General features: G+C 46.2%; 19 protein-coding genes. 2 read left to right on the top strand and 17 right to left on the bottom strand.

Annotated features, from left to right (window positions below; all coding sequences use genetic code 11):
• Positions 1 to 13: 13 nt before the first annotated feature.
• The 7 genes from BJR36_RS13120 to BJR36_RS13095 form a co-directional block, all read right to left on the bottom strand.
• Positions 14 to 238, bottom strand: coding sequence for an acyl carrier protein (locus BJR36_RS13120; protein WP_091235127.1), 225 nt, complete (start codon positions 236 to 238; stop codon positions 14 to 16).
• Between the two features lie 201 nt (positions 239 to 439).
• Positions 440 to 1,618 (bottom strand): alanine racemase, encoded by a 1,179-nt coding sequence (locus tag BJR36_RS13115; RefSeq protein WP_091235126.1) that lies wholly within the window; start codon positions 1,616 to 1,618, stop codon positions 440 to 442.
• On the bottom strand, positions 1,608 to 3,131 hold the full coding sequence (locus BJR36_RS13110) for an amino acid adenylation domain-containing protein (RefSeq protein WP_091235124.1): 1,524 nt from the start codon (positions 3,129 to 3,131) through the stop codon (positions 1,608 to 1,610). The genes BJR36_RS13115 and BJR36_RS13110 overlap by 11 nt, the downstream gene beginning before the upstream one ends.
• 265 nt (positions 3,132 to 3,396) lie before the next feature.
• Positions 3,397 to 4,365 (bottom strand): AraC family transcriptional regulator, encoded by a 969-nt coding sequence (locus BJR36_RS13105; protein ID WP_091235123.1) that lies wholly within the window; start codon positions 4,363 to 4,365, stop codon positions 3,397 to 3,399.
• Positions 4,332 to 4,469 (bottom strand): hypothetical protein, encoded by a 138-nt coding sequence (locus BJR36_RS20345; protein ID WP_169823696.1) that lies wholly within the window; start codon positions 4,467 to 4,469, stop codon positions 4,332 to 4,334. The genes BJR36_RS13105 and BJR36_RS20345 overlap by 34 nt, the downstream gene beginning before the upstream one ends.
• 670 nt (positions 4,470 to 5,139) lie before the next feature.
• A complete protein-coding gene (locus tag BJR36_RS13100; protein ID WP_091235121.1) occupies positions 5,140 to 5,886 on the bottom strand; it encodes a hypothetical protein in 747 nt (248 codons plus the stop codon).
• 235 nt (positions 5,887 to 6,121) lie between these two features.
• Positions 6,122 to 6,772, bottom strand: a complete 651-nt coding sequence (locus BJR36_RS13095; protein WP_091235119.1) for a GDSL-type esterase/lipase family protein — start codon at positions 6,770 to 6,772, stop codon at positions 6,122 to 6,124.
• A 101-nt stretch (positions 6,773 to 6,873) separates the two neighbouring features.
• Here BJR36_RS13095 and BJR36_RS13090 point away from each other — a divergent pair, with 101 nt between their 5' ends.
• Positions 6,874 to 7,758, top strand: coding sequence for a LysR family transcriptional regulator (locus BJR36_RS13090; RefSeq protein WP_091235118.1), 885 nt, complete (start codon positions 6,874 to 6,876; stop codon positions 7,756 to 7,758).
• Here the strand turns inward: BJR36_RS13090 and BJR36_RS13085 are convergent.
• The 3 genes from BJR36_RS13085 to BJR36_RS13075 all read right to left on the bottom strand — a co-directional run bounded on the left by BJR36_RS13085 (position 7,727) and on the right by BJR36_RS13075 (position 11,874).
• Positions 7,727 to 8,641: an AEC family transporter gene (locus BJR36_RS13085; RefSeq protein WP_091235116.1), complete on the bottom strand. Its 915-nt coding sequence runs from the start codon at positions 8,639 to 8,641 to the stop codon at positions 7,727 to 7,729. The two genes, BJR36_RS13090 and BJR36_RS13085, sit on opposite strands and share 32 nt — an antisense overlap.
• A gap of 168 nt (positions 8,642 to 8,809) precedes the next feature.
• Positions 8,810 to 9,580: an SDR family oxidoreductase gene (locus tag BJR36_RS13080; RefSeq protein WP_091235114.1), complete on the bottom strand. Its 771-nt coding sequence runs from the start codon at positions 9,578 to 9,580 to the stop codon at positions 8,810 to 8,812.
• A gap of 347 nt (positions 9,581 to 9,927) precedes the next feature.
• Entirely contained in the window at positions 9,928 to 11,874 is a 1,947-nt protein-coding gene (locus BJR36_RS13075; RefSeq protein WP_091235113.1) for an NAD(P)/FAD-dependent oxidoreductase, read from the bottom strand.
• Between the two features lie 345 nt (positions 11,875 to 12,219).
• On the opposite strand from BJR36_RS13075, the gene BJR36_RS13070 reads away from it, so the two are divergent.
• Positions 12,220 to 13,431, top strand: coding sequence for a PucR family transcriptional regulator (locus BJR36_RS13070; protein ID WP_091235111.1), 1,212 nt, complete (start codon positions 12,220 to 12,222; stop codon positions 13,429 to 13,431).
• A gap of 29 nt (positions 13,432 to 13,460) precedes the next feature.
• Here the strand turns inward: BJR36_RS13070 and BJR36_RS13065 are convergent, their stop codons facing one another.
• The 7 genes from BJR36_RS13065 to BJR36_RS13035 all read right to left on the bottom strand — a co-directional run.
• Positions 13,461 to 13,994, bottom strand: coding sequence for a hemerythrin domain-containing protein (locus BJR36_RS13065; protein ID WP_091235110.1), 534 nt, complete (start codon positions 13,992 to 13,994; stop codon positions 13,461 to 13,463).
• A gap of 181 nt (positions 13,995 to 14,175) precedes the next feature.
• Positions 14,176 to 16,107 (bottom strand): oxidoreductase, encoded by a 1,932-nt coding sequence (locus BJR36_RS13060; protein WP_091235108.1) that lies wholly within the window; start codon positions 16,105 to 16,107, stop codon positions 14,176 to 14,178.
• Between the two features lie 279 nt (positions 16,108 to 16,386).
• Complete coding sequence (locus tag BJR36_RS13055) at positions 16,387 to 17,961, bottom strand: PucR family transcriptional regulator (RefSeq protein WP_169823695.1); 1,575 nt, start codon at positions 17,959 to 17,961, stop codon at positions 16,387 to 16,389.
• Between the two features lie 62 nt (positions 17,962 to 18,023).
• Positions 18,024 to 18,965, bottom strand: a complete 942-nt coding sequence (locus tag BJR36_RS13050; RefSeq protein ID WP_091235104.1) for a hydroxyacid dehydrogenase — start codon at positions 18,963 to 18,965, stop codon at positions 18,024 to 18,026.
• 241 nt (positions 18,966 to 19,206) lie between these two features.
• Entirely contained in the window at positions 19,207 to 19,839 is a 633-nt protein-coding gene (locus BJR36_RS13045; protein ID WP_169823694.1) for an adaptor protein MecA, read from the bottom strand.
• A 235-nt stretch (positions 19,840 to 20,074) separates the two neighbouring features.
• Positions 20,075 to 21,139, bottom strand: a complete 1,065-nt coding sequence (locus tag BJR36_RS13040) for a Gfo/Idh/MocA family protein (protein WP_091235101.1) — start codon at positions 21,137 to 21,139, stop codon at positions 20,075 to 20,077.
• Between the two features lie 549 nt (positions 21,140 to 21,688).
• A partial coding sequence (locus tag BJR36_RS13035; protein ID WP_139133555.1) for a transposase occupies positions 21,689 to 22,406 on the bottom strand: 718 nt, incomplete at its 5' end.

The following is a 22,406-nucleotide window of genomic DNA, read 5'->3' as shown; positions in this document are numbered from 1 at the left end:
CCTACCTCCCGGATCAGCCCTGCAGGCGCTGAACCATATCCCATAAGGCCTGTGCTGAATTGAAATTATCCGGGGTGATGTCGACAGGCGTCACGTACACGCCGAATTCATCATGCAGCTCGCTTACAATCGATAAAATTGCAAATGAATCCAGTATTCCGTCATCAATTAAAGTCGTACAGTTTGCGTAGTCTACATCCGGGTTGATATCCTCTAATATTGCGATTAATTTTTCCATTTTTCTTCTCCCTTATTTTTCCCATATATTATATTTGATGTAACTATTCAGGATTACGTCCTTCATAGTCACAGATGATGCACACAAATTGCAAAATCAGCAATTTGGCGCAGGCAGGTCTCGGATTTTTATGCAAATTCAGCATAAAAACGCCTCGCGAGACGGGGGGCTGAACAGTTACTATTTGATTGACTGTAACTGTCAGGACTTCGAATTTATCGTATAAGTAGGCTGCGTATCCCTTGCAACAAGGACGCCGCCTTCCCTACTGTAAAACAACACTTTCGGAAGATTCCTGCTTAAAAATAAATAGATACCCTCTGTCACGGAATAGGCGCCGATCCTCTTAAAAATCAGCAGATCGCCTGTCCCGGCCCCGCTTAGAGGCAATTCCTTTACCAGCACATCAGCCACCGTGCACAGGGATCCGCAGACATTCCATTTTTCGGTTCCGCCCTCCGGTTTCTGTGGGATATGACTGTGCGGCGGCACCTTCATAGCCATGATCTGCCCGTGATAGCTGATATGGTTGATGCCACCGTCTATGATGCAGTAGTTCCTGTCCTGGTTCCTCTTGGTGTCGACGATGCTGGTCAGATAATATCCGCAGTGGGCCGCCATGTACCGCCCTATTTCCAGGGTGATTTTTCCAGCGAACTCCATGGCTTTCAGCATCCCGGCCAGTGATTCCAGGATTTCCCGGTCCGCATCCTCCTCTTCCTTTTCAAAATAAGAAACGCAGAGTCCGGGACCGTATTCCAGCTCCGGAATTTCAATCTGGAACCGCTCCTTCAGTTCAGCGCAGAATGCATCCAGATGCTTCAGCTCCTTTTCCATGAGCGCTGCATTTTTCTTCTGGGTGCCTGAATAGAACTGTATGCCCCTGAATTCCAGATAAGGGTAGGTATCCCAACGTTCAAGCATGCTGCAGACTGCCTTTTCATCTATACCGAACTGGTTGCCGCTGGTCAGGCGGATCAGGACAGGGAGCATCTCCTTCTTTTTCCCGGAACACTCCGCCAGTATCTGCAGATGCTGCTCCGACTCGATGGTGTAGACCGTGCTGCCGCCGGCAGTCTCGACCACGCCCTCGATTTCCCCGTACTCCTTGTTGACGCCGGACAGCACGATCTTCGAGGCAGGAATTCCTGCCCTCTCGCAGATCGCATATTCGCCAGGTGAGCACACCTCGAACCGTTCGACCAGACCTCCCATATGTCCGATCAGAAACGGATTCGCCTTCATGGCATAGCACAGTTCTGCTGCGCCGTTCAGGTGCTTCCTGATCATTTCCAGCCTGTCACTCAGCTCGTCCAGATTGAATACATAGGCCGGCGTCCCCTGGGTTTCCGCTATTTTTTCTAATATCTTATCGTCCATTCTGTTCTCCTTCAATGCTGCTTTTCAGGCATGCTCTGTCGATCTTCCCGTTTTTCGTCAGCGGCATGGCATCCACCCTGAAGAACGCTCCCGGTATCATGTAAGCCGGAAGTGTTTTCCTCAGCTGCCTTACAATCTCCTTTTTTTCGATATCCCCTTCGTAAAAGGCGGTGATTTTACCCGCTGCTTCGTCGAAGATGCAGCACACTCTCCTGATTTCCTGCAGGGCTTCTATGCCGGCTTCCACCTCGCCCAGCTCGATACGCTGGCCCATATGCTTGATCTGGAAATCCTTCCTGGATGCAAAGCAGAGTTCCCTGTCTTCATTATAGTATGCCAGGTCGCCTGTCAGATAGATGGTCTCCTGGTAGTACGGGTTCAGTGGATTCTGTACGAAGGCTTTTGCAGTCTGCTCCCGGTTGTTGAAATATCCCAGGGACAGGCAGGTTCCCGATACGCACAGCTCCCCTTTTTCGCCCGGTTCCGTAATCAGGCGGTTGTCCTCTCCCAGGAGGAAGACCTTCTCATTTGGAAAGGCCTGTCCGATTGGCAGGATCCCGCCCGGCTGAAGCTCCCTGTCCACCTTATAATAGGTGCAGTTGCAGGTAATCTCCGTTGGTCCGTAAAGGTTCACGAACAGGGCCTCCGGATAGATTTCCCGCCATTTGTTGAGATGCCTGATGGGCATCACTTCGCCGCTGAAAAGCACTTTGCTGATCTTCGGCGGAATTTTGTAGTCAAACCCGTTCAGGGTGGTGATGATGCACAGCGCCGATACCGCCCATATCAGGGTCGTGACTTCCCGTTCGCACAGATAGTCCAGGAGCTGCGTCGGAAAAGAGAACATCCGTCGCGGTATGATCTGCATGGTCGCCCCGGTCTTCAGGGTGGAATAGATATCCTTGACAGACACATCAAAATCAAAAGGCGCCTGGTTTCCGATCACATCCTCCCCAGTGATTCCGAAAAGGTCCGTAAAATGTTCCATAAAATCGATGACGGACCTGTGGCTCACCACCACTCCCTTGGGAATACCCGTGGATCCTGACGTAAAGATGCCATATAGCGGATCGATATCGAGGGCCTGCCTCCTTATGCCCTCCAGCAGAGTTTCATCTGCCACTCCCTGGACAAGATCCTCATAAAAGACCGCCTCTCCCTGAAAATCCAGCTTCCCCAGTTCCGCCAGGTAGCTTCTGCTGCTGACTATGAGATCGCATTCCAGCGTTTTCAGAATCTGCTGCAGCCTTGCAGCCGGCTGTTTTGCATCCAGCATGGCATAAAAGCATCCTGCATATACGATGCCCATGAACAGGGTCACTGCCGATACGCTTTTTTCCATCAGCACCGGCACCGGCTTTCCGGGCTGTACCCGGCCTGCCAGTCCGCTTCCCGTTATTCTCGCCTGCTCCAGAAGCTCCCTGTAAGTGCAGCGGGTGGTCTCGTCCGCAAAAGCCATCTTGTCAGGATAAAGAGCTGCGGAATGTTCCAGATATTCCAATACATTATTCATGCTGATCCCCCTTGATCAATTTCCAACTATTGAATTGTTTCTTATTTTGTTTACCATTCTACATGTTTGTTATTTTTTTTACAAGCCGTAAGCGGAATGTTTTTACACAACAAACCAGAAATGTAAAACGGCTGTAGTATATAAAAATTGATTTTAATCAGATATATCTGTGAGCTTTTGAGGTGACACTCCTTTTGTGCATACAATTCACCATACCACGGAGTCCGTGAAATGACAATTCAGAAAACACAAAAAATACAATAATTCAGGCCAATTCAATCCCCTTCCGATATGCAGAAGGAGTCCCCCCGAATCTGTTCTTAAACAATTTCCGGAAATACTTGTCGTCCAGATATCCAATCTCATTCGCGATATCCTTTATGGTTTTCGTTGTATTAGAAAGAAGCTGTTTTGCCTGTTCCAGCCGGAATTCTGTCAGATAGTCAATATAGGTTTCTCCAATCTGTTCCCGGAACATCCTGCTGAAATAATTCGGGCTCAATCCGCATACGTCCGCAAGCTCCTCCAGGGTGACAGCTTCTGCATAATGAAGCTTAATGTAGTCCAGGGCCTCCTGCACCGGTGCAGTGATGGCAGAAATCTGGATCTGCTGCCGTCTTCTGCATATGGAAAGGATGATTCCCGCCAGATGCTCCAGCATTTCTCTTCCGTTGAAGATATGAGCAAGCTGAAGCAGTGAAAAGTTCGCATCTTCAAAGTACCCCGCCGTCATTTCATCACCCCATGCTTCTTTCGCTGATGCGAGAATCCCCTCTTTGATCTGTCCATATCCCTCTGGATAATTTTCCAGATTGTTCTCTGCTTTCCGAATCATCTCCTGGAACCATCTATCCAGTTCTTCACAATCCATGTTTTTCAGAAGTCTCATCAGATTTTTCTTTTGGGCTTCTGACATCATCTGATCCATACCAGTTGCTATTACCGGAAGGTCAGCGGCGCGGAAAATCTCCTTTTGGGGGCTGATCATTTTATACTGCACCGCCCGCAGAGATTCCTGCAGGGAAAGATTCACCTCCTTCATGGAATGGACGACCGTTCCGACACCGATGGCAAGATCGAAATCCCCAAATTCCTTCTGTAAGGAAAGAATGTTTTCATACAGGTTGCTGATATCCCGCTCATTGATTTCCCCCAGAAATTCATGGGAAAAATTAATGATTCCGCTGATTCCATACGGCATCACCACAGCGCTGATGACTTCATGGGCATACATGCGAGCTCTATTTGGTATGACTTTTTGTCCTGCATGGACTGCAGCAAAGAATGGACCTTGTCCGAATTTCCAATCAGCAGCACAGACAGCTTTCCGTTTTTCATAGTACTTTCCTCCCAGTTAAACTTCATTCATTCTAACAGATAGGAGCATTTTTAACAATCCATATGACCTTGGAGATCGGCCATTTATGTGCGATTGCTGAGTGGCTATTGGCATGCGCCATTTATGTGAGATCACCGGGTGGCCATTTACAGCTCTTGCAGTGTGGTCATTTTTACTCCGTAAGTTTGTCACCTTATTGGGCTTTCGTTTCGATGCTATCATTACAACTGTAGTAAGAAACACAAAACGAAAACATTCCAAAAGGAGGACGTATCATGAAAAATTTATTAAAGAAACTTGTGAAGATTATGATTGAAAATGCAAAAGAAGGACTGGTATTAATGGGAAATAGTTATTATCCTCGTTAATCTCACTGGTGGGCACATGAAACTTCATACAAACTTATAAGGAGCTATTGCAGAATGACTGAGTCAGTCATAGAGCAATAACTCCTTATTTTTATTTGTATAGATTTGAGGGTTAAAAGCCCTCTAGTAAAGTTCAGCCTCGTCAATTTGCACAGTTATCCGCTGCTGCACAGTGATGCAAAACATGATTCAATGAGCAGCTTTATGAAGACGTTGGTACTTAGGCCGCGTACTTTGCGGCCTTACGTACCACTACGTCTTCATCTAAGCGAGAGCGCGCTGCGAATGAACATGTTTTGCATCACGTCCTCATTCTCGAAACTTGTGCAAATTGACGAGTACTATTTTGTAAATGGGCTTTTGACACTCCACTCTTGTAGGGATTTTTCTCGACCGCCAGCGCATACAGGAATGGATATCCCTCCCGCAGATAAACCATGTAGTTGACCCACTCTACGGTCATGGCTGTATAGGCCCTCAGAATGTCGTTTTGCAGATGTGCCAGATCGTCCTCGCCCAGATTATCCAGCTTCCTTCTGGCACTTACCCCTTCGGCTTCCTGGCTGCCCGTGTTTCTCCTGGTCTTCAGCTCATCCGCAACGTGGAAGGCCGCCCAGAGCATATCCGTGAAGGAATCATGCTCCAGCAGGTTGTCGTTGCCCAGCATATTCAGGGTGTAGTCCCTGTACCGGTCCATGGTCTCCGCCAGCTGCATCAGCTTTTCGGAAGTGACCCGGATATCATAATCGAATTCCCTGACCTGCTTCTTCAGATGGGCTGCCTTTCTCCTGTCAAATCCGTCCTGGGAAAAAAGCCGGCTCAGCTCCTCATTATTTTCATTGAAGGCTGCCAGCGCAGCCAGTATGGAAATGCCCGCGTCAACGAAAAAGGTGCTGATAATGACATTGATCTTCTTCGCCTTCTTTTTGTCCTCAATCATGTTTAGGAATCTGTTCAATATAATCGTCACCGTCACGATCTGAACCGGAACAAAGGCCAGATCCTGAAGGAAGTAGAATGCCGTGGTTTCCGAATCATGGAAAAGCATATACTGGGTGTAATAGATACCAGCTGATAAAATGGATAAAAAAACAATTAGAATGATGTTGTTCCTTCGAGTAGAAATAATAAGCGCCTCCTTTGGATGCCCGCCTTACAGATGCGGGCAATGCTTTTACCATTATATCAGCATGTGTATCCGTTGAAAACCTCGTCAGTATTCTTTTTTATAGAAAATCCGTATAGAAACACCTCGCAGGACATCCGCTCTGAATCTTTCTTTTTTACAAATACTGTTTCAAATTCTGCAATATCACCCGGTATCCATTGGCATACATATGCACGCCTTCAATGGTATATTCCTTCTTCAGCATGCCGCGCTCATCACTCAGCCCTTTATTTACATCAATATAGCGATATCCCATCTCCTTCGCAAGCTGTTCCACTGCGGCATTGGCAATCTGTATGTTCTGATTGTTCCGGGTCGTAAACATGGTCTTTCCCCATTCTCCCTCCGGCACCTTATCCACTTCATTTACCGGATAGTACGCCATCAGATATACCTCTGCCTCTGGCAGACACACTTGAATCCTGGTCAATATCGCTTTATAATTTTCCATCAGTTTTTCCAGGGTATAATCCGGCATACTGATATCATTCGTACCTATATTGATAAAAATCCTGGAGGGCTCTGTGCCAAATATCTGCTCTTCCATATGTTCGAGCATGTCGTCTGTCTTAAATCCTCCTACGCCCCGGTTGTAGATGACATAGTCCATATCGAAATCCACCAGCAGCTCATTGATCGGGAACTGCTCCATCAATGATGAACCTGTAAACAGAATCTGGCCTTTTATCGCCATTTCATTCAGAATGCGATACTTATCAATTTTCTGCTGCTGATCCATTTTCATAAACGCCATGATCTGATCCATTTTCTAATCTCCTTTTCTTTACATGCTTACATAAAATGCTATATACTATATACCATTAACACTACTAATTCATATTTTTCAATAGACTGAGAGGTATCAATATGGAACTTCTGCAATTAAAATATTTCCAGGAACTTGCCAGAACCGAGCACTTATCCAAAACCGCTGAAAAGCTGCACATTGCCCAGCCTTCTCTCAGCCAGACGCTGAAGCGTCTGGAATCCGAACTGCATACCCCGCTGTTTGACCGGGTCGGAAAGCGGATCGTTCTGAACGCTTCCGGAAAAATCTTTCTCAAATACGTGGATGAAATCTTCACTTCTCTGAGCAATGCAGCCCTGGAACTTGAGACGGTTCGCCATGCAGAAAGCAAAACCGTTTCCCTGCATATACACTCCGCTTCCATGCTGCTTCCCGGACTGGTCAAACAGATTCAAAAGGCCGATCCAGACATCCACCTGCAGATCTTCCAGCAGCCGATACCACAAGGCGCTGAAACTTCATCGCTATATCTGACCTCTTCCCATACATGTCCGGATTCCCTGCATAGCATTGCACTGATGAAGGAATCGCTGGTTGTTGCCCTGCCAAAAAGTCATCCCCTTGCTGAAAAATCCGAACTCCTGATGGAAGACCTCAGGCAGGAATCCTTTCTAAGTCTCAGTCTGTCCAGCGACCTGGCCCGCATACTTCAGTTCTATTGCGAAAAAAGCAATTTTGACCCAACGATCACAACCTATGTAGACACTCCCGCAATCATGCGCGACCTGCTGCGGCTGAATCTGGGAATTGCCTTTATTCCAGAACGCACATGGCAGGGATTTGCATCTGAAACCATTACTTTGCGAAAAGTTGCTGATCTTCCAATGGAACGGTACATTCTGCTATCCTGGGATGCCGCACGATACCAGACTCCTTCCATGCAGTTATGCAAGGAGGTCATGGTCCGGTATTTCAAAGAATATAATTCGCAATTCCAAGTATAATCGGCAGGGTAACAACGCAAAACAGCGTACTCATACAGACTTCCTTTACAGCTCTCGTATAATCCTTATCATACAGCTGGGCAAAAATCGCGACATTTGACCCGACCGGAGCCGATGCCGCAATCAGAACCGTCAGTTGAATCAAATGATATTTTGCCGGGAATAGCATCAGCAACGGAATTGTGAGTACCGGTATCACAATGAGGCGGACCACCGTGCACCGGTATACAATCTTTTCTGTAAATATCGTTTTCAAAGGAATCTGTGCCAGATAGGTTCCAAGCACGATCATTGCTAAGGGGCCATTCATGGAAGCGACTGTTCCAATCATGCTTTGCAGCATATCCGGCAGGGAAACCGGCAGAAAGAATAGACATAAGCCAGCCACAAAACTGATAACAATTGGATTCGTCCTGATTTTCCGAAAAGAAACTACTGAGGGATCACCGGTAATTGTGAGCACCCCATAGGTCCATTGCAGAATATTCAAAAGTGCGACAAACGAAGATACATAGAATACCGCCTCTGCTCCCAATGTCATCTGTACCAGAGGAATTCCGATAAAACCGGCATTCGAGAATGCTGCCCCGAACCGCTCCACCGCTTCTTCTTTTTTGAATGCGATTCGGCTCACGATAATCGACAGCACCAGTGAACTCAGTGCCGCCAGAAAAGAAACCACAAGTCCCTCAAGCATCTCCATAGAGAACTCCGCCAAATAGGATTTCACAATCGCAACGGGCATGATCACATACAAAAGCATCCGCCCGATGTCGCCGCTCCCCTGTTTCCCTACCAGCTTTTTCCGATACAAAAAATATCCCAGGAGAAGGTAGACGAACATAATCATGTTCTGTTTAAATAGAAGAAACATCATATCCATACAAAATAATCCTCATTTTCCGCATTCAGACAGACTCCTCTGAACACTCTTTACGTATGATTATATTCCTTCTTTTTTATAATTTAAAATACATGATTTTCTATTAACTTATAGTTTTTATACTATATGATGCATTCTCGGTACGTTATCCGTCATTCTGCCATTCTATTACTCTCCATAACTCCATCCCAGGTCGTCATGATAGATCATCTGCTTTGTCATCCCGCCGTCCACTGTTATATTCTGGCCATCGATGAAGGAATTCCTTTCATCGCACAGAAAAAGAGCAGCATTTGCAATATCTTCGGGAGTTCCAACCCTCTTCGACAGATGCTGTTCCTGATCCCCTCTGGAATACTCCGTTTTTTCCACATCGTCATGGTATTCCCATGTATCGATCCAGCCCGGCGCTATGGAATTTACACGCACCTTTCCTGCAAGGCTGACCGCCAGTGCATGAGTCAGTGCCGTGATGCCGCCTTTTGCGGCTGTATAGCTTTCCGTATCCTGCTGGGACATAAATGCCCTTGTGGAGGTAATGTTGATGATGGATGCGCCCTCGCTGAAGGCATTCAGAAACAGGCTTGCAAGCATGTAGGGAGCCGTGACCCCCACCTTCAGCACATAATTGAAGTCCTCGTAAGAGCAGCCGGACAGGATTCCTCTTCTGCTCAGGCAGGCATTGTTGATCAGGACGTCTACCTTTCCATATTCCGATATCACATGGTCAGAAAAGGCCTTCAGAACCGCCTCCTCCGCAATATCCCCGCAAAAACCTTCCACAGGCAGTACTTTTTCCCTCATGGCTTTCTGTGTTTTCCCGACGGCTTCTTTGTCCTTGTCCACGAATATCACCGTCATGCCGGATTCTGCAAATTTCTCAACGAGGCATCTTCCGATTCCAGAGGCTCCTCCTGTTATTACGCATATTTTTGCCATTTTTTCCTCCTATTTTTCTGTTCATTTTATCTTATCAGCTCTTCTAACAGCCCTCTATTCCTAATATAGAAACATAGTTCTTTTCCATTCTTCATACATATGACCGGTACCAATAATTATAGCTTCTTCCATAACTCATTACAATCCCTGCCGACTCTGTGAATGCTCTTCACCCTGGTAACTGTTAACTATCCAAATATACACTCTCCAGGATAATAACTTAGAATGAATCATATCCGGTTGTATAACGAAGCAAGGCAGCCAGTTATCCAAACCGGCTGCCTTGCTTCATTATCTAACTATTCACTTCTTCTGTGTCAGGATTTAGTGCTGAATTGACACATGCCCTAGATAGACATACCTACTCTTGCGCCTTCGTAAATGGCCTCTACCGCACTTCTTGCTTTCTTGGCATCGCCAATCACGAATACCTGATCAGCCAGGCTTTCCACGTCTTCAAACTGCACCTCCGGTTTCGATCCCACTGCAAAGATAATGTTATCGAAGCCATCCAGCACGATTTCCTTTCCATCCTGTTCAGCATAAACTGTATTTCCTTCAATTCTGCTTACGCAGGTCTTCCTGTAGATTTCAATTCCTTCCTGTTTGAATCTTCTGAGAAGGCTGTCCCTTACAGTCATGTACAGATCCATTGCAATATCGTCTCTCATCTCGACTACCGCAACTCTTGCGCAGTAATCCTGGCAGAATTCCGCAGTTTCAACGCCAACCATACCGCCGCCGATTACAAGGGCGCTGTTTCCAAGTATGGATTTTCCGACCAGTACGTCATTTGCCTGGTATACATTCGGAGCATCGCTTCCTGGAATGTTAAGCTTGAACGGTGTTGCGCCTGTAGCCACTACAAGGACATCCGGCTTTACTGATTTGATGAATTCCGTATCGACATTCGTATTAAAGACCATCTTAACGCCGTTTTTCTTGCACATATGTTTATAGTAACGGATCGGGCGTGTCAGATCCTGCTTGAAAGGCGGATATGCTGCAATCAGGAACTGTCCTCCTACTTTGCTCTCGTCATTCTTTTCGTAAATCGTCACGTCATGACCGCGTTCTGCGGCGATCCATGCAGCTTCCATACCTGCAACGCCGGCGCCAATGATCATGACTTTTTTGGATTCTTCCGCCATATCATACTGGACATCCTTACGGTTGTTGCTCATAGGATTCAGCATGCAAGAAACTCCCCAGTCACCTTCCTGTAAGGAGTCATGGTCATTAAAGCTCATGCACCTCTGGGTACATCCGATGCATGGAACGATATCTGCAAGGTCTCCTCCTGCCATCTTGTTCGGAAATTCAGGATCTGCGATAGACTGGCGTCCCAGGCATACAAAATCCGTATCTCCGCGTTCAATCGACTGCTCAATTACAAAAGGATCTGAATATCTTCCTGCTGCCATTACCGGAACTTTAACGGCTTCGCGTATTCTTCTTGTTCCATGCCAGTTCCATCCCTGCGGCATATCCGGCGTCGGCACGATGGTATCCCAGGCAGCATAAGTACCTGCTGATATATTCAGGGCATCTGCTCCGTAGCTTTCCAACAACCTTGCAAACACCACTGCTTCATTTTCTTCAATTCCACCGACCCTGGCTTCAATCGAATCCATTCTTACAATGATGGCAAACTCTTCGCCGCATGCTTTTCTGATGCCTTCAATGATTAATTTATGGAAATAGGATCTGCCTTCAACTCCGCCACCAAATTCATCAATCCTCTTGTTGGTACGCGGGCTCATAAACTGAAGTCCCATGTACCCGTGGGCGCTATGGAACTCAATGCCGTCAAATCCAGCTTTTTTGCATCTGACCGAGGAATCGATATAGGAATCGATCAGTTCATATACCTGTTCTGTCGTATATTCATTTACCGGCTCACGGTAAACAACCGATGGAATTGAGGATGGTCCGACTGCAGTCTGCCCGATCATTGCTGATGCCGTTTCACGTCCTGCATGATGAAGCTGGACAATGGCTTTTGCGCCTCCTGTATGGATGGCATTTGCCAGTCTGGTAAGTCCCGGAAGATATTCGTCAGAATACAGCCTTGGCTCACCCGGCATTCCAGTTGCCTTATCGTCTACAGCTGCAATTTCTGTGATTACTATTCCGAAGCCGCCCTTAGCTCTTGCTCCGTAATAATCGCAGGCCATTTTTTCAATCTTTCCGTCCATCTCGCACATAGCTGAATCCATAGCTGGAACCACCAGACGGTTCTTTACTAACATTTTTCCAATATACATGGGTTTGAAGGTTGATTCAAAATTCATAATTCATTCTCTCCTTTTTCTTGTAGCTGTTTCAAAGTAACTGCGCCGGTCGGCACGCATGGGGAACCCTTATATACATTATGACAATATGCATACAGAATGCGCACTGCTTCAAAAGACCTTATACATCGGATTATAAGTTGATTGTTATTTTTTTACCATATTTGTTATAACTAAAAATCCGGGTTCTATTGTGCATTTTGACAATCCATGTTATGTTGGTTTCAGAACGATTCGGATCCTCCTGATTCCTGCATCTGCTGTTTTTCCCATGCAGAATTTGCCGCCATCACCACCAGTACAGAACCCATCCTGACCGAATACTGAAAAAAGGAGATTAAAAACATGCAAAAAAACTCACAGACACCGGATATGCTGACTATATACAAGGACTTTCATGAAGTCATGGACAAACCTGGATTTCTGCCGCTCCTACAGTGTGCATACAAAATATTCAATGCACCGGTCCTGTTTACGGACGAGCACTACAGCCTGGTCTCCCTGTATCCTGCAAGCAAAATTGGCGACCCGGTCTATGACACGCTCTTTGAAACCGGCTCCCTCCCGATCGAAACCATCACTGCCTTCCAGGAAGCTTATCTGAAAGATCCAGGAATCCGTTACGAGCCCTTCTTTGCAAAAGATGGCCTGGTAAAAGAACGGCCCCGCATCTTTGCTGAAGTATATGACGACAAAAAAATCCTCGGCCATATAGCGATTTTCATCAACTCACCAAAAGTAAAATCCTGGCAGCTCGAGGCAGCGGCAGCCCTCACAAGCGCCCTTCGCATCAAGCTGAACCTCACCAGACATTTTACCCCCACCCTCTCCAGAAACCTGAACGACCTCCTGAACAGGGACAGCCCGAATCTGCTGAAGGACAAATCCATGGCTAACATCTCCCAGACCAGGAAATTCCCCGGGATTCTGCTGGTGGCCCTGCTCGACCAGAACAAGGCTCAGCAGGCTTTTGCCAATGTAGCCCTCAACTATTGCCTCCATAAATTCCCAAGCGCCATCCCGACCATCTATAACAATGACCTGGTAATCCTGATTACCGACAAAAAAAAGCAGCATACCTCTTCCGTCAAAAAAATTGCCGAAGAGATTGCTGTCTTCCTATCCCAATATGAAGTTCGCTGCGGCGCCGTCTATCCTGTTGAAAACCTGTATCTCCTGCCTGACCATTATCTGCAGGGACGGCTAACCGCAAAGCTGATGCCGCAGGGAATGGCCTACTATGAGAAGGTAATGCCGGAGCCCCTGTATCTGTACCTCTCCGAGCTGCCGGAATGCGTTGGCTTCATCCATCCCGCCCTGAAAATGATCAGCGCTTACGACCGGGACAACGAAACCGAATTTCTCCCGACCCTGAAATGCTACTGCCAGTGTCTGTTCCAAAAGAACGAGGCTTCTGAGCAGCTTCATGTACACAGGAATACCCTCCTCTACAGGCTGAACCGGATGGAAGAGCTGTTCGGGCTTGATTTGAAGGACGTGAATACACTGGAACATCTGATGATCAGCTTTGGGATAGAAAGGTACCAGGTACTGTGAACACGCGTTCACAGTACCTGGTACCTTTTTTAGAATTCCTCATCCCATTTATGGATCAGCCCATGCAGTTCTTCATGAACCCCATGCCCGATGACATTTTCCTCATATTTTTCAAACGCCTCAAACATCCTGTCCTGCTCGGCAAAATCAAAAAAATCGTCCGCCCTTGCAAACAGTGCTTCGTTCTCTTTTCTTATGTGGCTCCTGATCAGATAGCCGTATCCGGTCATGCTGGTTTTAAAGTCTGCAAAATCGCCCGCCGAAAGCGCCTTATCCATCTGCGCTATCAACTCCCTGCCCTGGTTATGCTCCTGCTGCAGCACCTCCATCAACCCGTCTTCGTCATAAACGCCTCTGTCGGCCATTTCCCTAAACAGATATTTCTCTTCTTTTCCATGGTGGCATTTATCAGCAAATATTTTCAAAAAGTAAACAACCTCATTGTAAGATGGAAGCTTGGCGGAATCATCTTTTGTGTTGTCTTTTAGCATCTTATCCACTATTTCCAAGACATGAAGAATAGCATCATGCTCTTTTCTTAAATCCTGAATTGCTTTACCCATAAATAGAACCTCCTTTTTGCATGAATCCGAACTCTGCAGTTGGCTATTGTCTGATATTTTCTTTTTCTAACAACCATATTTCGATTATAAAAACATTATACCAATCGGTTATACATCTTGCAAGATAAAAGGGTACCAGGTACCAGTTACTGTGGTAACTGGTACCTGGTACCCTTTTTATCTAAATATTCATAGCTGCGTACATGCCTGTTCTGACGGCACCGCCGACTTTTCCAACCTTGGAGCAATCCCCGATAATCTGGGTCTTGTTGTGGTATTTTGCGTCGATTGCCTGAGCCATTTTATTGTTCTTCATCATACCGAAGGAAGCGACTACTGTATCTCCTTCTATGAAGACTTCCGTTCCGTCCTTCTTCTGCGCCTTCACGCCATTTGCCTGGATTTCCAGTACTTTGTGGCCGGTACAGAGCTCAACGCCGTTTTTCACCAGCATCGGGATCAAGGAAGCTTTGTTTATGAAGTGGTCGTTCACGGCTACTTCGTCCAGCATTTCGATGATGGCAACTTTTTTGCCTTTCATTGCTGTTTCCAGAGCGCTGTCGCATGCGGACAGACCACCGCCGCAGTAGATGATTCGATCACCCTTGAGCTTTGTCTCATCCAAATGAGCGGATAAGATATCAACTGTGTTCTCGATGCCTTTGATGTTCGGTGTAACAGGCACCGCACCGGCTGCCACGATGATTGCATCCGCCGCCACAAGCTCAGGTGCATCTTCTGTAATCTTCGTATTCAGATGCACATTCACTCCGTAAATCTCTAACTGGCGTTTATACCAGGTGACCAGTTCACGAAGCTGGCTCTTGAAGTCCGGTGTGGCAGCGCTTTTCAGCTGTCCGCCAAGGCCGTCTCCCATTTCATACAGATCTACTTTATGGCCTCTCAGGGCTGCAGTTCTTGCCGCTTCCATTCCGCCAGGACCGCCGCCGATTACAACAACATTCTTCGGACTGTCTGTCTTCTGGACTGGAAAACGCTTTTCAAATCCTGCTAAGGGATTTACGGAACAGCTGATTTTGGTCAGTCTTGTAAGGATTCTTCCTATACAGTCTTCATTGCAGCGGATACAAGGACGTACTTCATCACGCTTTTCTTCCAGAAGCTTTTTCGCCATATAAGGTTCTGCGATGAGAGGTCTTCCCATCATGACAAAATCAGCATTTCCGGATTCGATCAGTTTCAGTCCGGTCTCAGGCGTGTGGTTTCCGGCATTCATGATTGGAACAGTGACTGCTTTTCTTGCCGCTTCGCAGACATCTTCCATGCATGCGTCTCCTAAATAAGCAGGCGGGAAAATGTAATCGATGCTTTCATAGCTGCCGCTGTCGACATCAAAGGCATCTACTCCTGCATCTTCCAGGATTTTCAGCAGAGGCATGGTCTCTTCCAGGGTACGTCCGCCTTCAAAATGATGCTTGCAGGCGATTCTGAACAGGATCGGCATGTCCGGTCCAACTGCCTTACGGATTGCCTGAACGATTTCTACTGCAAAACGCATGCGGTTTTCAGGGCTTCCGCCGTACTCATCTTCTCTCTTATTCCATACTTCGGACATGAACTGATCGATCAAATACCCCGCATGGGCATGGACTTCAATGGCATCGAAGCCTGCATCCTTCAGTATTTTTGCTGAAAATTCAAACTGTTTCATGATGGTCTTGATTTCTTCCACGGTAAGTGCGCGGCAGATCAGGTCAGGATTGAACATGGATGGGATTGCAGAAGCAGAAACCGGTGGCTCACCGTACATATTTGCAAAGGCGTTCTTTCCAGTTCCACAGCTCAGCTGGGCGCATAATTTTGTTCCATGGCGCTGAACGGATTCGCAGAGGTTCGTGAGCTGTGGAATCGGATAAACGTTGTCCAGGTAGCCTTCCATGGATCCCTGAGCCAGATCTTTTGTAAGGAACTGGCATCCCATGATAATCATTCCAGTGCCGCCTTTTGCACGTTCTTCAAAATATTCTATCTCGTCATCGTCGATGGTTCCGTCCGGACGGCCTGAATTCAGGCCCATAGGTGCCATTACGATTCTGTTTTTAATTGTCATTGATTTGATTTGAAAAGGGGTAAAAAGTTTTTCGTAGTTCATGACTATTCCTCCGTGTTATTCGTTTTTTTGCTTCCTGTATTTGTTTTTGGTTTTTTGCTATTTGTTTTTAGTTTTTGGTTTTCTGCTATTTGTTTTTAGTTTTTGGTTTTCTGCTATTTGTTTTTAGTTTTCCGGTTCCACGGCCGTTGGAAGCGGGGAATGTTTGATTGATTATTTTTTAACATACTCATCATATCATAATCCCCGGAATAGTTCATCGTGCAGGGAATTAGAAAATTCCCTGCACCTTTGTAATTTATGCACAATGGTAATATCTGGTTAAAGCTTTCCACCATATTCAAGTATTTTATAGGAAACAAAGAGGTTCATGCTAAGGTCATTGTTATCCAGATCCAGTCCGATGATCTCCTGGATTTTCCCCATCCGGTAGCTCATGGTGTTCCTGTGGATGTGGAGGGCATCCGCCGTTGAACCCATATTTCTCATATTCACGATATAGGCAAAAAGGCTTTTCGCATAATCCGTATGATGCCTGTCATCATACGCGATCAGCTTCAGCAATGCAGGGTGGCAGAAATCCGTGATGTCCTCCTGCCTGCAGCAGATATCGATAATATGGTGGACCGCATATTCCTCATACATGAAAAAGACGTCTTCTTTTCCAATTTTCTGTCCCTGCGCCATTCCTGCCAGGGCCTGCCCATAATATTTCTTCAGTTCCGTAATCCTGGTGAATTCCTGGCTGATTCCGGCGCATAAACGATTTTTTTCCATGAACCGGATAAAATCCCCGAAATCCTCCCGCCGCAAATATGTATCCCTGCTGCAGCCAATGATGAATATGATGTGGTTATCATAAAAGACTGCCTCCTGTTCCTCCAGCAGATCCCGAAGGGTATCCCGCATGTAGGAAATCAGACCGAAGGAATCCTCATACCGGTCGTACCTGACTGCCAGGACATACTGCTTGTCCTTCGGCTTCCACTTCAGATATTTGATCCGTTCCGTGACCGCTTCCTCATTTTTTATGCTGCCGTCCAGTAGGCCTTTCACCAGATTTTCCAGAATCACTTTTCTCGAATTTCGGTAGTTGCTGTTTTTCTGCATCTCCGAAGCCAGGACATCGCAGATAAATGTAGTGATTTCAAGATCTTTCTCAGTGAATGGTTTGTTGTGCTCAAGAACTGCAAGATGCCCCACGACAGCTCCGTCCACAACCACAGTGGAAAAAATTCTCCTGATCCTGCTTACTTTCCCAAGATCCCCGATTACCGGCTTCCGGCTTTTCACGGAATTTTCGATATACCGCTTGAAATCATACTTGACCGTATATTCATAGGTGCTGTACCCGGTATCCCTCAGTTCTGTCCAGGCGCCATCCGTCACGTCATCGCATTTTGAATAGGCCAGGACACGGTGGTTGCTGTCCCCGAGCATGACCGGATTACCCAGTAGTTCGCTGCCGATTTCAATGATGTACTGGAGGCCTTTTCCCCGGATAATGGAATTCAGAAGGGCCGCGGAGCTTTGTATGAAATAGGAGCTGTCCAGCAGGATGTCCTGCACCATGTTAAACAGGTCATACAGCGGGACCTCTGCATCTACCAGCATGAGATTCAGCGACGGATTCTCGCGTACTGCCTGGGGCAAAGGTACATCGTCGATGCAGATCAGGCCTGCCTCCTGGATGCCGTCCGTTTTTTCCGGCAGGTCCGAGACACGGCCGATATAGATGATTCCAGATTCAAATCCGGTCTGGTCAGGAGTCAGCAGCTTGGCTGCCCTGATACCGGCGTCTGCCGTTTTGCTGCCTGCGTCCGCTCCATTGACCAGGACATGGTGGATTTTCCGCTGGGTCAGCTTATCGCTTAAGTTTTTTATTTGCATATTCATTGGATTCTTCCTATCTTTCGGTACCAGGTACCAGTTACCAGGGTAACTGGTACCTGGTACCGTTATTTTATAATCCATCTCGGCTCGCGCCCTGAAAAGAAATCATCAATGCACATTGCGGCATGCATGCTCATGTTATCTGTTGCAATTCCGCTCATTCCGCCGGAATGGGGCAGCACGATGGTATTCTCCAGCCCAAACAGTGGCTCTGCTGAGGTTGTCGGTTCCTGGCGGAAGCAGTCAAGGCCGGCCATGAAAATCCGATGTTCAGCCAGAGCCTTGTAAAGAGCCTCCTCATCCACAATGCCGCCTCTGGCAAAATTCAGCAGGATTGCAGTCGGCTTCATCATGGCCAGAGCCTTCTCATCAATCATGTCGCGAGTCTCCTCATTGCAGGGGCAGTGCAGGCTCACCACGTCGCTGCTGCCAAGCAGCGTTTCAAAGGATACCTGCTGCACATATTCCGGCAAATCCGTCATGATGCGGTGGTTATAGACCAGGACCTTCATATCCAGTCCCAGAGCCGCCTTCTTCGCCACCGCACGGCCGATGGCGCCAAATCCGATCAGCCCCATCGTCATCCCAGCCACCTCCATCGTAGGTTCCATACGCACCGACTGGAATTCACCCCCGCGGGTGCGCCTGTCCTGCTGCACCAGATTCTGCGCACAGGTAAGCATCATGCAGATTGTATGCTCTGCCACTGAATTGGCATTCGCTTCAGGCGTATTGGTCACCATGACGCCGTGTTCTCTGGCCGCATCCAGGTCGACATCGTCAACTCCTACGCCGTGCTTGGCCAAAATCTTCAGTTTTTTCCCTGCTTCGAAGATGGAACGCGGGTACTGCCCGAGTCTGCCCAGGATAGCATCGCAGTCTGCAATGTTGGCGCAGATATTTTCAGGTGATGAATCGGTCAATAGTTTGATTTCGTAGCCTCTGGCAAGAAGGTAGTCCTTGCCCGATGGGTTGATGTCTTTAGGGATCAGGATTTTGTATGACATGACGGTTCCTTTCTATGATGAGTATGAATGATTGATACAATTATGTATATTTCTGATTTAGATAAATTGTATCATCCGCGACCAGCCAAGTATAGGGGCGAATGGAATTTTCCTGTTCAGTTTTTGTACGGCTTTTACAAAAAAACTGCTTTCTTTACAGCAAAAAAGGCCTCTTCCGCAAAGATCAATAATCTCTACGGCAGACGCCTTTTTCCTATTAATTGCCTTTTTCTTTTGGTATCTATAAATTCTTCAGTACCTCTATCGGGTTCTCTTTAATGATAACATCCGCATGCTCATCCAGAAATGCAGTATATAAACTGTCTTCCCTGATCTCTTCTACAAATTCCTGTGCCCGGAAAACGAATCCCTGAGCCGCATTCCGCTCCAGTCCGCTCAAATCCGCAAGCAGGCAGTAACGCGTTCTCTCCCTGTAAAGCTTTCCAGGAACCGGAACTGCTGTCTTGCAGAAATTCTCCGTCAGCGACAGGTTCCTGAACCACAGAAGGTATTTTTTCTGCGAACGTTCCGCTTCGTCTGCTGTCAGTTCAGCTCCTTCTCCCGCTGCTGATTCCGCCACTTCTTCGGTCCTTCCCGGCATACGCTGAATCGTACTGTCGATTTGCTCATCAGGATTCAGATCTGAAAAATGCAGAACAAGATAATGGTTTGAAAAAAAGGCGGTCTGGACAACCTGCAGCTTCTCATCCATGAAAAAGCCTGCTTCTTTCCCTCTGGCCACAACCTCTTTCAAAAAGCCGGATGCGGTATTCTGATTCACCAAAAGTTCCTGCAGATCATATCCCATCTTGCTGATTTCCACCTCGGGCACCGCACACCTTACAGTGTGTCCATCAATTCTAAAAAATAACATAACGCCACCCCCTGCACTGCACATTTCAACTGTTATATCTATTATATAACACCTATTGTTAGCAATGTCAACAAGAGAGTGCTGATTTTATATAATTTTAAGAATTCGGACCTTCCACCAGCCTCTTCTATTTTATGGTGTCAGGTACCATAAAGAGATGTTTATGGTGTCAGGTACCATAAAGAGGTGTTTATGGTGTCAGGTACCAATAAGAGGTACCAATGGATGCCTCGCATTAGTCAAAATAAATAGTTTTACCTGTTTTTGCAGATTCATAAATAGCCTCAATAACACGTGTTACAGTAGCCGCCTGTTCTGGAAGAATTGCAGGTTCTCCATCATTCTGAATTGCATCAATCCAATGATTAATATCGTATGCATTCATATCAACCGGCTTATCAATATTATTAATCTCTGTCTTCAATTCTCCGTCTACCATCTTCGTAGTGCGGACAGAACACTCAAAAGTCGGTCCTACCATATCTACGCCCGCTTTTGTTCCTGCAATGGATGCGATAACGCCAGGAGCTTCCTGCTGCATATTCGTAATCCAGGCTGTTTCCATATAGATCATCATACCATTTTTCATGGTAATCATAGCCATTGCTGTATCTTCTACATCAAAGTTTTCCGGATCCCATGATCCAAGAGCATTTCCTTCAGGAAAATTTTTCATCTTATCAAACGTAACACCACGTACGCTTTCCACTTCATAGTTATTTGTCAGCCACATTGGAAGGTCGATAGAATGAGGGCCTCCATCCATCAAAACGCCGCCGCCATTAAGCTCTTTGCTCATATATGCGCCATATGCCGGAAGTCTTCTTGGGCGAAGCTGTGAGGATTTTATATAATAAATATCACCAAGCTCTCCGTTTTCTATCATTTCTTTCATTTTCAGCGGAGCAGCATTATATCTCCACTGCAGACCAGAAGTCAGTTTTTTACCGACTTTCTTTGCAGTCTCAATCATCTTCTGAGCTTCTGCGTATTTGCAGGCAATGGGTTTCTCACAATGGACATGTTTTCCATGATTCAGGGCTTCCAGTGTCATTTCAAAATGTAATGGGTTTGGTGTACATACATGAATAACCTTGATATCCTCTCTTGCACACAACTCTTTGTAATCAGAATAGATCTGTGCATTTAAGTTGAAATCAGTATTTGCTTTTTCTGCTTTTGCAGTATCAACATCGCATAATGCTGCGACTTCTACATCTTCTCTTTTCAGTAAATTGGGGATATGCTTTGTTGTTGCGATTACTCCTATACCTATTATACCGATTTTTAACGTTTCCATAATTTTGTTCCTTCCTATTCTGTCAAGCCTAAATCTATTGATTTTACTGGCTTTGACGTTTTTTATTTACCTCTAAAACAGAGCCGATCGTGATGGATGTCGTAGTATCAAGTACCGAATAGCTGATAAATGGGTATAGTTTATAAAGCATCCCTTTTTGTTTGCTTTATAAAGGCTATTTTCCCTCTGATCAACTATGATGATGAACCTTCCGTGTCTAAGGGGATCGTGTCCCAACTTCCTTCGTACCATCTACCATACACTGAGTGCCAGCCAAGCTCCTAAACGGGGTCATGCCCCACGAAAAAAACCGATGCCAGCTACAGCTCTTGTTTTTATTTGATTGTTACCGACCTGCTTTCATCTACAATGGTACTGATTTACTCAGTGGACGCTATACCACCATATTTTTCAGTTGGTCTTTTTAATGATGCAGTCCGTTTCATACTCCATCGTTTACGGGTTTCTGCTCCAGAACCCTGCCCAGCCTCCGCTGTCTATCATCAGAACCTCGGCAGAGCTCTGGAATCTATTGCTTATATTCAATGTCTATGCAGCTGCCTTTGATGTTACATTTACCGGATGTTTGATATCCTTCAACATTTTTTTCGGATCATATGTTGTCCCTGTCTTTAGAATCGTATAAATCACCCTCAGTATCTTGCATGCTATTACAATCAGCGACTGCATCTTTTTTAGCGGATTATTGACTCGGGTTGTATAATACACATGCAATTGTTTAAATTCATGTGCATGCGACACTGCCGACTTTGCCGCCTGAAACAACCAGTATCTCAGCCGTTTTCGTCCTCTGTGACTGATTTTGGTCTTTCCCTTGTGCTTGCCCGAACTGCATGCTACAAGTCCCATTCCACTTAATTTCTGAATTTCCTTCACATCGTCAAATCTGCTGATATCACCCATTTCTGCGAGAATTCCTGCAAGGATATTCTCACCCACACCATTGATTTCCAGTATGTTCTCTGCATATGGTATTTCCATGCATTTCTTATGCAGCTCAGTTTCAATCACTGCAAGCTGTTCATTCAGTTTTATGATCTGCTCTGCAAACCACCTCACGGCTTCCTTTCCGGCAGCTGTTCCATCTGTCAATCCCACACTTGTTTTTGCATAACTTACGATATCATTGGCTCTGCTATAACCGCGTCCTCTTAGTTTCGCATCATGCCAGATATTTCTTAAACCTTCTGCTCCAAGCGTTATGATATCTGCTGGAATTGGTGACACCTTCAGTACTTCCAAAGTA

Origin of the sequence: Anaerobium acetethylicum, from assembly GCF_900096945.1 — a bacterium.
GTDB lineage: Bacteria > Bacillota > Clostridia > Lachnospirales > Lachnospiraceae > Anaerobium > Anaerobium acetethylicum.
The sequence above is the reverse complement of the archived record's forward strand: the minus strand, read 5'-3'. Positions and strand labels throughout refer to the sequence as shown.